This window comes from Dankookia rubra (assembly GCF_004355005.1).
GTDB classification, from domain to species: Bacteria; Pseudomonadota; Alphaproteobacteria; order Acetobacterales; family Acetobacteraceae; genus Paracraurococcus; species Paracraurococcus ruber_A.
The window spans coordinates 1-13,209 of record NZ_SMSJ01000119.1 but is presented as its reverse complement, the minus strand read 5'-3'; the positions used below and the strand labels follow the sequence as shown (position 1 = coordinate 13,209).

Genomic DNA, 13,209 nt, shown 5'->3' with positions numbered 1-13,209 from the left:
CCTCGCCTACATGCACTTCCCCGCCGCGCATCGGGCCAAGTTGCACAGCACAAACCCGATCGAGCGGCTCAACGGCGAGATCAAGCGCCGCACCGATGTCGTCGGCATATTTCGCAACGACGCTGCCATCACCAGGCTGATCGGCGCGATCCTGCTCGAACAGTCTGACGAGTGGGCCACCCAGCGGGCCCGCTACATGACTCTGGAGACCATCGGCGCCGTCAGCGATACTGCACCTGTCAGCCTGCCCGCCCTGGCATCCTGACAAGGCGGCCCAGCCCGCCCAGGAGCATCGCTCCTACACCACGTCACGGGGCACGATCATTCCAGATCGCCCAATCCGGCGGTTTACCAAGCCAGATCAGAGCTTTGGAAGTTGTTCAGAGCCGACTAAGCAACCTCGCTGAAAACGCTCTGGACGAGAAACCGCGCTACGAGAGCAGCCCGGCATCAATACTCAGCTGAAGGTGCTCAAGCGCTCTTTACGCCTGCTTCATGCGCTGCGTGACCACACGTAATAACCCGACGGTTGATGCAAAAATGCTTCGGACAAACCAAAACTGAAACAGAACGGCGGTTTATATCAAAATAGTGGCATTCCGACCGATCCGCACGTTTTAGCTATACGCAATTCGCATCTCCCCCCACATACTTTTCCGAACACCCGTGATCATATTCTGAGGAATGCGGCGATGCTTTTGTGTCCATTGTGGGAACCGCCTGCTGCTTGTCAAACTGAGACACAGCAGCAATGCTATCTAGAAATCTAAACGAATGGTTATCTGTTAGAGAAAAACCGAACTCCAGACAGCGAGAACAAGTGACATTTGATCGACTGAAGCTCACCTCACCTAAAAACGTCTAAAGTCATCGAGCGAGTTCCGATGTGCTCACGCACATCTACGGGAGTTCGAAGGTTAAGTTTATCAGGTCCGAAAAACATGGATCGGCGCGTTGAGACGTTCTGCTACATCAAACTCAATGACATGTCGCTTGCACAAATTATTCGTAGGGTTAATACTACCACGTTGCAGTCTTTCACTTAGCGTCTACTGTGGCCGGCGAAACTCGATAGGGGCGATGTCTCGCACCGAGAAAACGGAATCAAACTCATGACCACTGCAAAGAGAGGGCACCGATGACGAAACCGGACTACATCGAGGATGGCGCCGAAGTCGGCCAGGTGGTGTACGAGCCAAAAGCGACTAGTCCAGCGTTACACGCGCCGGCTGGGCTTTGGGATGCCATTCGCAGGCAAAAATGGTTAATTCTTGCTGTGTCTGCGATTAGTTTCAGCGCCGCCCTGACGGCGATTTTCCAAATGCCGCAAACTTTCCGCGCATCAAGTACAATACTGCTAGAAGCGCGTAGGGTGTTGCCAGTAAAACATGACGATGCGAGCAGCGATCCTGCACCGAATGCTGAAACTATAGTTCAAAATGAACTTCAAGTGCTCCAGGCTCGGAATTTACTCGAGCAAATTGTCTGGAAGCTTTCGCTTGAACAAGACCCGAACTTCAATTCGACCCTTAATCCCTCTATTACGAAAAAAATATTCGACCAGACAGCAAAGTTTCTGGCTACGTGGGCGCCTCACGACGGCAGGCAGAGCCCTCAGCCAAATTCAAACCGCGTTCTACATGAAATAGCTGCTGACCCCGTTATTTCGCTCGACGCAACAGTCGAGGGGCTTAGGAAGGCTGTGCAAATTCGACCGGTGCCAAGATCCCACGTCATACAAATTCATGCTACGGCGGCGGAACCAGAAACTGCCGCAGCCATAGCCAATACACTTGCAGATCTGTATATTGAGGCAAAAACTGCGCAGCGCGAGGCAGAACTACGCGATGTCAGTAACTGGGTGAACTCACAGCTCGGTCAACTGCGAGCACAGGCCGATGCTTCGGCCCGTGCGGTCGCGGAGTTTCACATTTCAAACGGGATAGTCCGCGGAGTAGCCCGGGGCGATCGATCCGCAGAACTTATTCAGCAGGAGATCTCGGAAGTCAGCTCACATCTAGTTGCAGTGCAGGCCCGGCGTATTGAGTTTGCGTCCAAACTTCGGAACGCAGAGGCCATTCTATCAAGTGGAGACATCGCTACACTCACGGATGTGCTTAACTCCCGGACAACACAGGCGTTACGTGCTCAGGAAGCCCAGATCGCGGGGCGCAATTCGGAGCTTTCATCCCGGCTCGGGCCAGGACACCCGAGCGTCATCTCTGGAACCGCCGAACTCGCCGATATCCGTCGAAAACTTGCACAAGAGGCGGCACGCGTGTTGCAGGCGTATCGAAATGACCTTCGAGCCGCCGAGGAGAATGAAGCGGCATTGACACAACGAGTGGGGCAGCTTCGAGCCGAGATCGGCCGCAAGAGCATCACTGAAGTTCGGCTGCAGGAACTGCAGCGGGAGGCAGATGCTGACCGAATGCTGATGGAAAGCTATCTCGCGCGTGCCCGGCAAATTAGTGCGGAGGTGAGTTTTCGCGACGCCAAAGCGAGATTGGTGTCCCCTGCTTCACTTCCTCGACGTCCGGAATCGCCGAGACTTTTGCTGCTACTTCCATTGAGCTTTATCGCTTCATTAGGAATGGGTGCGATTGCTGCGGTTGTACGCGAACATGATTCAAAAGGCCTGTGGAGCTTCGACGAGCTAGAACGTCAACTTGGGCTTTCTCCGCTTGGGGTTCTTCCGCGGCGTCGCCGTAAGACCGGAAATGTGAGTGACCCTCTGTATGAGGAGGCCATGGCAGGCTTTTGTGCTCACTTGGTGCGGCGACCCCGCATCACGCGACTGCGTAGCGTTTTGATTACGTCTGCTCTGCCTGGCGAAGGAAAAAGTACAACAGCACGCTTCCTTGCAGCAGAAGCCAGTGCGCGAGGAATGCGCGTGATGTTGGTTGAAGCTGATTTACGGCGCCCTTCGATAAACTGCGATGGCGCTGTGCCGCCTGGGTTGTCTGACGTACTGCGCCGGAAGGTGGGCCTCGAAGAGGTTATCCAAACTGTCCAAGACGGTGGGTATTTTGTGCTACCGTCGGGAACGCGTCCGATTAACCCAACACAGCTCATCACGTCCGAAGAAATGGACAGGCTTCTACACCGACTTGAGCAAACGTACGATCTTGTCGTAATCGATTCTGCTCCCATCCTCGTTGGTAGTGATGTCGCACAATTATCCAGGTGTGTTTCAGAAACGATTCTCTTGGTGCGCTGGGGCCATACGGGATGGCGCGCAATCGCAGCGGCGCTTCGCCGGGTTGCCATTGCAGGCGGTTCTATCAGTGGCGTCGTGATGACAATGGTGGATACGCGCAAACATACGCAGTATTTGCGTGCGGACAGCATTCCCCACTTCTCATCATCATTTGATCAATATTGGCGTTCTGCTTCAGGAGCTACGAAAGCCATTAAACGTGCTACAACTGAAGACTGAGGAAACTGTTGTTAAAAGCAGATGAGACGCTCAGGACCGAATGTGTTAACCACAGGGTGCAAAGATAATGAACATGGATAGCAACAAAACACCAGATGTTGTGGTTGTAAGCGGCGCAGGCGGCTTCATCGGCGGTCACCTGGTAGCCGACTTGCTACGATCTGGAAAAAGGGTGCGCGCTGTTGACAAAAAGCCGCTACACGAGTGGTACCAACAGCACGAAAACGCCGAATCGCTGGTTCTCGATCTAAGCAGTTTCGATGCATGTCAAATTGCTGTACGGCACGCGTGCGAGGTTTACAACCTAGCAGCTGACATGGGCGGAATGGGCTTTATAGAGCGGCACAAAGCGGAATGCATGCTGTCAGTGCTCATTAACACCCACATGCTAGCCGCGGCTGCCGAAGCCGGCGTGGGGCGGTTCTTCTTTAGCTCTTCGGCGTGCGTCTATGCCGCAGGCAAGCAACAGCAATCTGACGTCGCACCACTCCGCGAAGAGGATGCTTACCCTGCTATGCCCGAGGACGGCTATGGATGGGAAAAGCTTTTCAGTGAAAGAATGTGCCGACATTTTCGGGAAGATTTTGGTCTGGAGACGCGCCTTGCGCGTTATCACAACGTTTACGGGCCGAGCGGCACCTGGGAAGGCGGGCGGGAAAAAGCGCCAGCGGCAATCTGCCGCAAGGTTGCAGAAGCCAAGTTGTCTGGGCGGGGTGAAATTGAGATATGGGGCGACGGCGAACAAACGCGTAGTTTCATGTTCATTGACGACTGCGTTTATGGATCTCGCCGTATCATGGAGAGCGATTTCAACGAGCCACTTAACTTAGGTAGCGATGAACTTGTCTCAATTAACCAACTGGTTGATATAGTGGAGGAAATTGCCGGCTCAAAATTTCGCCGCCGTTACATTTTGGATGCGCCAAAGGGCGTGCGCGGAAGGAATAGCGACAATACGTTAATCAAAGAGGTACTAGATTGGGCTCCATCAATTTCACTGCGTGAAGGGATGGAACATACTTACCGCTGGATCTGGGATCAGATGATTCACGGCACTGCCAAGTCCGGGCATAACTTCACATGACGGTACTTTCCTCTGCAGAGTCGATAGCAGAGGTAGCGCGCCTAAACGTTCTCGGAGTGGACGTCAGCGTGATAAATCCAGCCCTAGCGCTCGACACCATCCGTCGCTGGATCGAGGGTCACGAGCGGAGATATGTCTGTGTCACCGGTGTTCATGGCATTATGGAAAGCCACAGAAACGAGACGATTCGTCGTATTCACAACCAAGCTGGTCTCGTTACTCCCGACGGTATGCCACTGGTATGGCTGCTGAGGCTTGCGGGAAATCGGGATGTGAGTAGGGTATACGGTCCGGATCTCATGCTATCGGTGCTCGAATGCTCTCAGGATTTGGGATGGCGCCATTACCTTTATGGCGCTAGCACGGAAACTCTATTTGCGCTTCGTAGCGAGATTACCCGGCGTTTTCCCGGAGCGGTGATTGCGGGAAGTTACTCACCTCCGTTTCGACCGTTAAGTGCCTCTGAAGATGCCGAGATAATTTCAGCCATAAACGGTAGTGCTGCAGACATTGTCTGGGTCGGCTTGAGTACACCAAAACAGGAGCTCTGGATGGCCGAGCACCGCGAAAAGCTGAATGCAGCGGTGCTGATAGGAGTTGGTGCAGCTTTCGATTTTCATGCCGGCCGAATTCGCCAGGCGCCCAAGTTTATGCAGCGCAGCGGGCTGGAGTGGCTATTCCGATTAATTTTGGAGCCGCGCCGTTTGTACAAACGTTATCTGGTTAATAACCCGGCATTTATCTTTTTGCTTCTGGTGCAAAAAGCACGATCAAGGCGCCGACAAACTTAGCGGCCTTAACTCTAACCGAAGGGACATATACCGCTGGAAATGTTGACTCGACGGGCTCGTGGCGGTCACAATCTAACTGATTGCGCAAGCATCGACGATCTTACGTGGCTTGAACTGACGATCAACGCTGTTTCTAAGATGTTGTATTCGGATAGATCTTCCGTGTTGTTGGCAGTCTAGCAAGGCGCCTTGATGAAACTATCGCCATCAGACGTTCTCGAGGGACAAACGGCGCTGATGATGTCCGCACATAGCACAGGCTCCACTCGGTGACACTGAGCAGGGCCGCCACGTACCAGCTTCAGTATTAGAGTGCAGTTGACTTCACTGCACTGTCGCAGCTGTTTGATTTTGAAAATGTTCCAAAGTAGCCTAAATAGCCTTACGAACGCATAAGTTATCTCTTCTTTCTGCGCTGTAGAAAAACTTTATCGGTCGAAGGTCCGACTCTCCGCAAAAGCCTCGCGGGAAGGACGATATTCTTAAAGGGTAGAAAGTGTCTTCAGCGAGCGGCGTTAATGTCGGAAAAAGAAGTCCCGGTTTAACACCTGCGGCCGCGAGGAGTTCACAGATTTCAGCACAATCCCAAACGGAGCCTTTACTTGAATGTAGGCGGCCCAATGCCGTATAGGTGGCGCCCGGAAGGTGTGCAAGCAGGTGGAACAACTCAGTTTGAGCTAAATGAATGCTGGTGTCGAGCGTATCCAGGTTAGGAAACCAGCTTTGCATCTGGACCAGCCTACAGTTTTCACCCTTAGATCCGCGCTGAGTTGATCGTTGTCTTGGACCCTTGGAAGGAGCGGGACGGTGTCTCAGAAAGCTATCCTCAACTGGGAACTTCAAAGCCTTCGCGACTTCGGCAAAGTTCCGGTAATGTTGCAGCACAATTTGCATCATGACGAACTTTTCTCCGATACCGCTTTGGAGCGCTTATTCGAGAACATCGAGCGACGCGACTATTACGTGAATACGATGAATATCGCGTCACAAGATCCGCGCAGCAGGCGAGAGGGTGAAATTCGTGATCTCTCGGGAGCGCAAGTTTTAGAGGCCGTTAAAAATGGGCAAATCTGGATTCTACTGCTTCGACCTCACCAGGCGGAACCCCGATACCGACAACTGCTAAAAAATATTTACGACGAAATTGCAGCAAAGCAGCGGGGATTTCATTCAAGCTTTGAAAAAATTACCGTATTGATCTCATCGCCGAGAATACAGGTCTACTACCATTGCGATATCCCCGGGCAAACGCTTTGGCAGGTACGTGGTAACAAGACGGTCTATGTTTATCCCGCTGAAGCCCCATTCCTCGACAGACCGACACTTGAAAATATTGCTCTCGGTAAAGCCCATGAGATATCTCTGCCGTATAACGCGAGCTTTGATGATCACGCGATGGTGTTTGATCTCCAGCCGGGGCAAATGTTGCACTGGCCGTTGAATGCGCCGCATAGAATCTCAAACGGCGACTCCATGAACGTGTCGTTCACAACCGAGCATTTCACGCCCGCTATACGGCGTATGTACCACGTAAACTGTGCCAACGGTATCTTACGCTCTAGTTTAGGCATCAACAATCCAAATCAGCAGCTTGGTGGCGCCGTTTACTGGGGAAAATTTTTCCTTAGTAACGCATATAGGGCACTCAGAAAGAGCAGGATGGGTACGCGCAGGCACCTGGCTGTTGATTTCTGCGTCGATCCTTCCTCTCCTCGATGCGTGCGCGATATTCCCATCTATCGGATCCAGGAGTAAGTACGAGTGCGCTTGAAAGCTGTCCTTAGACGCGACACAGCTGAGCTTCGTGTCGAATTCGTGACTGAATTCGAATCCTTTGAAGCGCTTCGTGATCCATGGGAAGCTTTAGCCGCGCGGCATGATGAACACAGCCCCGGGTTTTTTCAATCGTTTGCGTGGGCAAGGCATGTTGCCCGTGTACGCGGGTCGGGGCTTGAAAGTAATTATCGCTTTTACATCGCTAAGGTTATGCGTAACGAACGCCTTCTCGGATTGTGGCCTTTATCACTTCAGCGAAAGGCATCTGCTTGGCTTTTATGCAACCTGGACGATCCGTACGGGCAATTTGCTGGCGCCATGTTTGAGGACGACACCTATACCACTCAAGGCATCATTGCAATTTTAAAGAAGGTGTATAGCGAGCGCCTAGCAGATGGCATTCGCATTGACGGAGTTATCGTTGGATCTCCGCTTCACACTGCGTTATTAGCTGCTGGCCTGCAGATATATGCTAATCACGAAAGTGTCGTCGTTGATCTACGAGCGTTTTCGAGTTTTAATGATTACGTCAAAACGATTAATCCTAAGACACGCAAAAACCTGCGCAATATGTTAAACCGTTTGGAGCGTAGCGGCCCGACGAGGTCGGTCGTCGTGACTGAACCCGAGCAAATTCGTGAGATCATCAAGGAAAGCTTTACCGGCCGCTTAAATTGGCTCAACGATCGCGGCAAGAGTAGTCTCGCCTTCCGCAGTTCTGACTTCCTCGCAATTATAGTAGCACTACCAGATACGCCTAGCATCAAGCTTCAAGCGTTCAAATTAACCCACCAGGGCAGTGTTGTTGCGCAGCAGTGGGGATTTGTTTTTGGCGACCGCTATTACGCATACATTTCGTCGCGGGATTCAGGCTTTGAGCCCTTCAGCGTGGGGCGAATCCACCTCGGACATGTCATCCATAGTTGCTACGATGATGCAGTACGTGTTCTCGAACTTATGCCGCCCAAGGCAGATTACAAAATGACCTGGACAGACAAGACGAGGCGTCTTGACTCGTTCGCCTTGTCAGTGACAGTTCGCGGCCGTCTTATCCTCGATTTCTGGCTGACACGCATCGATCCTTTTCTACGTAGGATGTCGCATCATCTTCCCCAAGGAGTCCGCCGCAGATTTGCTGCGTTTGTCAATATTGCAAACTGCATTTAACGTCCAAAATACCTTACTTCGATTTTGGCCATTTTGCTGGGCTGAGGTGGCAGAGCTAATGATCGGCTAGGCTGCGGTGTCCCCGCTGAGGGACGGCCGCCATACTGCGCCTGCCAGTCCGCTTCGCCTCATTGATCCTATGCTTCGCACCGATCTTTCGCCAACACACCTGGCGACACACCCAGTTCCTGCTATTAATCCGGCCCTCATTGTGTTGATCCGATTGGCCGGGGCTCCAAGTTCAGGGGCGTGAGGCACCTGGACATGTGCAAGCTGCCCGCGGCGGCTCAGGAAGAGCGCCGGCGGCCAGTGGTCGGGCTCCGCCAGCGTGGCCTGACCTATCGAGAAATCGCCGAGCAGGTTGGGCTGAGCCGGACCGGGGTCCCCCTGTGTCAGGACAGTTGTCGTGCGTTTAGGACCGCGGAATGAGGGGGCGCAGGCCCTGGCGGCGCCCGGCGGGCTGGCCAGCAGCCAGCGCTGGACGCCAGCGGCGCGGCTGGAGGCAGTGATCACCACGGCGACGATCGACGAGGCCGCCCGCAGTGCCTGGTGCCGCGAACAGGGCCTCTACCCGGCTGACCTATAGGCCTGGAAGCGTGACGCATCGCCGGCCTGGGCGAGCCGCGGGCGGCCAGCGCCGTCGAGGCCCGGCAGGACCGGCGTCGGGTGAAGGAGCTCGAGCGCGAGCTGCACCGCAAGGACAAGGCGCTGGCCGAGACCAGCGCCCTGCAGGTGCTGTCAAAAAAGCTGCAGGCGGTCTTCCGCGACAGCGAGGACGAATGACCCGCCTGGACGACCGCCAGATCCTGACGGCCGAGATCACCGAGGCCTGCGCTGCCGGCGCCCGGCTCGCCCCGGCTTTAGGCCTTGCCGGCATCGACGTGCGCACCTTCCAGCGCTGGCGCGACGGCGATGGCCAGGTCCGGGCCGACCGCCGGCCCGAGGCCGTCCGGCCACCGCCATCGCACGCGCTCAGCGAGGCCGAGCGGGCGCGGATCGTGGAACTGTTCAATGAGCCGCGCTTCGCTAGCACGCCGCCGGCCCGGATCGTTCCGACGCTGGCCGACGAGGGCGTCTATGTCGCCAGTGAGGCCAGCTTTCGTCGCGTGCTGCGCGACCCTGGCCAGATGCGCCGCCGGGGCCGGGCCCGCCCGCTGCGGAGCGCAGGGCTGCCCAGCACCCAAGTAGCGACCGCCCCGGGGCAGGTCTGGTGCTGGGATGTGACATTCCTGAAGGCCCAGGTGCAGGGCCGCTGGTTCTACCTGTACCTCATCCTCGACCTCTGAAGCCGCAAGATCCTCGGCCACAAGGTGCACGACACCGACCAGGCCGAGCATGCCGCCCATCTGGTCCGCCGCACCGCGCTGGCCGAGGACATCCACGCCCGCACCTGCCGCCCGGTGCTGCACGGCGACAACGGCCCGAGCGTGAAGGGCACGACCGTGCTGGCCATGCTGCGGTGCGCGTCAACGTAGTTGCCGCCTTGCTCTCGTAATGGCCTCCTTTTCCGGTCTGCTACGGTGTGCCTGGAGCGACGACGCTGTCGCGCTCTGGATTGAGGGTGACGACGCCGATTGGGGTCCAGTTGCGGGTCGGCCCACTCCAGCGGCGCGGGTTGATCTCGCGGGCTCGCTGGTATAGGGCATGGCGGGCGGCCAACAGGGGGCCATCGCCGCCGGCATGGCGCTGTGCCGGGGTGACATAGCGGATGCCGCTATGACGGTGCTCGTGATTGTACCAGTGCACGAACGCGGCCGCCCACTGCCGCGCCCCGGCGAGATCGGCAAAGCCTGTAGTGGGAAAGTCCTGGCGGTATTTGGCGGTGCGGAACAGCGCCTCTGCATAGGCATTGTCATCGCTGACCCGCGGCCGCGAGTGCGACGGCGCGATGTTGAGCCAGTACAGCATGGCCAGCACGGTGGTGCCCTTCACGCTCGGGCCGTTGTCGCCGTGCAGCACCGGGCGCAGCACGCGGCCGTGGATGCCCTCGGCCAGCGCCGTGCGCCGCACCAGATGGGCCGCGTGTTCGGCCTGGTCGGTGTCATGCACCTCATGGCCGACGATCCTGCGGCTATACAGGTCGAGGATCAGGAACAGGTAGAACTAGCGTCCCTGCACCCGGGCTGGCAGGAAGGTCACATCCCAGCACCAGACCTGCCCCGGGGCGGTCGCCACATGTGTGCTGGGCGGGCCTGCTGTCCGCGGCAAGCGAGCCCGACCCCGCCGCCGCATCTGGCCGTGCTCGCGCAGCACGCGGTGAAAACTGGCCTCGCTGGCGACGTAGACGCCCTCGTCGGCCAATGCCGGGACGATCCGAGCCGGCGGCGTGCTGGCAAAGCGCGGCTCGTTGGCGAGTGCAACCATGCGCGCCCGCTCGACCTCGCTCAGGGCATGCTGAGGCCGGGGCCGGATGGCCTCGGGCCGGAGGTCAGATTGAACCTGCCCGTCGCTGGCGCGCCAGCGCTGGAAGGTGCGCAGGTCAAGGCCCGCCAGGCGGCAGGCCGGGGCCAACCGGGCGCCGGCGGCGCAGGCGGATGCAATCTCGGAGACCAGGGTCCGGCGGTCCTCCAGGCGGGTCATTCGCCCTCGCCGTCGCGGAAGACCGCATTCAGTTTTTTTCTGAGCACCAGCAAGGCGGCTGTCTCGGCCAGTGCCTTGTCCTTGCGGTGCAACTCACGCTCGAGCTCCTTCGCCCGCCGCCGGTCCTGGCGGGCCTCGACGGCGCTGGCCGCCCGCGGCTCACCCAAAACGGCAATGGCGTCATGCTTCCAGGCCTCAAGGTCAGCAGGGTAGAGCCCCTGCTCACGACACCAGACGCTGCGGGCCGCCTCATCCATAGCCGCGGTGGTGATCACCGCCTCCAGCCGCGCCACCGGTGTCCAGCGCTGGCTTACGACCAGGGAGCCTGGCCCGGCCAGCACTTGCGCCCGCCAGCGCTCCAGCGTGCCGATGCTGACGCCGACCTCGCGTGAGACCACCTCAAGAGCCGCACTCTCCGGCGGCAGCAGCCGCGCGACAATGCGGTCCCTGAAGGCTTGTCCGTATCTCGCCATTCTCGATTACCCGCGCCCCCTCATTGCGCAATCCTATCCAGGCGACAACTTGTCTGACACCGGGGGGCTGTACTGAGGCGATAGGCATGGTCGACAATGGCTAGCGCGACCAGGTTACAACAATGCTCCGCGACCAAATAGCTAGTCGCACTAAAGCCGACGGGCGGAACCATCGACGGAATGACTTGCGCGATGCATTAAGACATCCAGGTTAACCGACCCTGGTGGTGCGATCAGGTTTGGCGTGAGACTGGTGGAAGTGCCGGCGACGCCGTGCTAGAGCTAAGCAGTCCACTGCTGTCATATCTAAACTTCCAACGCAGCGCGCGTTTTATGCCTCGGAGAGGTTTGCCCTATGGTTAGAGTTGATTCTAACATCGGCCAGAAGCCGGCTAAAGGCAAACAAAGCGCCGATAATCGAGCCGTGCGGGGTCTTCCTCGAGCGTATGAAACCTCTTGGAAGGCGCCAGCTGGATATAACGAAGTGTTTAAGACACCCAGGCGAATGTCTCTGGTGGACAACCATTCAGCTTTCGTAAAATTTCGTGCACGATTGGTTGCATTGTTAATTGCGTTTGCTGATGGCGTATCTCGGATAGTGCATCATAAAGGCTATTGGCACGCGTGCTCGGTGTTGAGTTGGGCGGTCCCTAAAGACTTAGTAGTAAGCGTCCAGATTGCTAATGATGCCAAATTTCAGTTTTTCCTTGCGGACGCTTACTGGAATAGCTTGCTCGGCAAATTTTTTGTGTACGAGGACGATGTTGCCCGTCTACTTTTATCGTTATCGCATGTTGAGTATACTTTTATCGACTGTGGGGCAAATTTTGGATATTGGTCAGTTCTTTTGAGTAGTGGCAGTTTTGGAAATAAGCGCGTCATCGCGGTTGAGGCAGCATCGGCAAATTTCAAGCTTCTTTTACGAAACCGCGAGGCGAACGAAAATCGGTTTGACGCTCTGCATGCGGCTGTAACTGATTCAGATGGGGAAATGGTATCTTTGAGTTCTTCAAAGCATCACAGCGCCGTAAGCGTTTCACAGCATCTTGGCGGAGAGACTATCTGTAGCACAACACTGGACGCTATCGTTCGAACTAATTTGACCGGCTTTGATGGTCCCCTTGTGATAAAGCTGGATATTGAAGGCTTAGAGGCTGCTGCGATGCGGAGTGCCTCCGGCGTGCTTGGGAGGGCATTGTTTATTTACGAGGATCATGGTGATGATCCATCTTGTCAGACTACAGCGGCGGTGCTTAATGAGTTACGTTTAACTGTATATTACATCGATGCAATTGGTTTAATGCCGATCCGATGCGTAGAAGAATGTAGGCAAATAAAAAAGAAGCGTACATTAGGTTACAATTTTTTAGCGATTTCCCCTACAGCCTCACTGCATCGGGAGATAGATCGTTTTGTACTCGACCGGCCGTCAGGGGGGCCAAATCGTCATCACGGCGTCGAAAAGATCGGAAAAATTCCTGCTTAGTGGTTCATCCGGCAAGTTGCTTGAGGCTTTTTGGCCATCAGCGCGTTGGGTCAGGGCCTGGTTTTGCTCGGGAGCATGGCCATGACCCTTCGAGTGCGGGCGTTGGGTGATGACGAAGCCGACGGGCTGTTACGGATGGCGCGCTCGCGCACGCTCGGTGCCGGCCTTGCCCGACGGGCGCAGATCGTGCAGCACGCGGTCGAGGAAGGCTTGAGCGCGCCGGAGATCGCCGCCAGAATGGACCTGTGCGATGCCACGGTTCGGTTCTGGCTCAAGCGGTTCAACGAGCGCGGCCTGCAGGGCCTAGCAGGCTGCTGAAAAGCGCGCAGGATCGACGGGTGCGGTAGGCTTGGGCGGACCTTCCATGCGCCCGCGTCGCGGGGCGGCTGCCAGAAACAGGTGTCCGGCGCCAG

General features: G+C 56.4%; 8 protein-coding genes and 2 pseudogenes. 9 read left to right on the top strand and 1 reads right to left on the bottom strand.

The annotated features are described in order from the left end of the window. From E2C06_RS32480 to E2C06_RS39945, 7 genes and pseudogenes are all read left to right on the top strand, one after another. The coding region (locus E2C06_RS32480) for a transposase (RefSeq protein ID WP_193560529.1) at positions 1-265 on the top strand (265 nt) is incomplete at its 5' end. Positions 266-1,138: 873 nt separating this feature from the next. Further along, positions 1,139-3,439: a GumC family protein gene (locus tag E2C06_RS32475; protein ID WP_133292712.1), complete on the top strand. Its 2,301-nt coding sequence runs from the start codon at positions 1,139-1,141 to the stop codon at positions 3,437-3,439. 67 nt (positions 3,440-3,506) lie between these two features. Then, the gene (locus E2C06_RS32470; protein ID WP_206664796.1) at positions 3,507-4,523 is read left to right on the top strand and encodes an NAD-dependent epimerase/dehydratase family protein; all 1,017 of its coding nucleotides are present in this window, start codon (positions 3,507-3,509) and stop codon (positions 4,521-4,523) included. Next, positions 4,520-5,314, top strand: coding sequence for a WecB/TagA/CpsF family glycosyltransferase (locus E2C06_RS32465; protein WP_133292711.1), 795 nt, complete (start codon positions 4,520-4,522; stop codon positions 5,312-5,314). Before E2C06_RS32470 ends, E2C06_RS32465 begins: the two co-directional genes overlap by 4 nt. 807 nt (positions 5,315-6,121) lie before the next feature. Next, complete coding sequence (locus tag E2C06_RS32460) at positions 6,122-7,069, top strand: cupin-like domain-containing protein (RefSeq protein ID WP_133292710.1); 948 nt, start codon at positions 6,122-6,124, stop codon at positions 7,067-7,069. Positions 7,070-7,075: 6 nt separating this feature from the next. Next, positions 7,076-8,257, top strand: coding sequence for a GNAT family N-acetyltransferase (locus E2C06_RS32455; protein WP_133292709.1), 1,182 nt, complete (start codon positions 7,076-7,078; stop codon positions 8,255-8,257). Between the two features lie 433 nt (positions 8,258-8,690). Next, positions 8,691-9,714, top strand: a pseudogene (locus tag E2C06_RS39945) (DDE-type integrase/transposase/recombinase); the annotation flags it as partial. A gap of 58 nt (positions 9,715-9,772) precedes the next feature. On the opposite strand, the pseudogene E2C06_RS32440 reads toward E2C06_RS39945, so the two are convergent. Beyond that, positions 9,773-11,310, bottom strand: a pseudogene (locus E2C06_RS32440) (IS3 family transposase). A 505-nt stretch (positions 11,311-11,815) separates the two neighbouring features. On the opposite strand from E2C06_RS32440, the gene E2C06_RS32435 reads away from it, so the two are divergent. Continuing rightward, on the top strand, positions 11,816-12,796 hold the full coding sequence (locus tag E2C06_RS32435) for an FkbM family methyltransferase (RefSeq protein WP_165982804.1): 981 nt from the start codon (positions 11,816-11,818) through the stop codon (positions 12,794-12,796). 81 nt (positions 12,797-12,877) lie between these two features. Next, the gene (locus tag E2C06_RS32430) at positions 12,878-13,114 is read left to right on the top strand and encodes a helix-turn-helix domain-containing protein (protein ID WP_206664795.1); all 237 of its coding nucleotides are present in this window, start codon (positions 12,878-12,880) and stop codon (positions 13,112-13,114) included. Positions 13,115-13,209 lie beyond the last annotated feature (95 nt).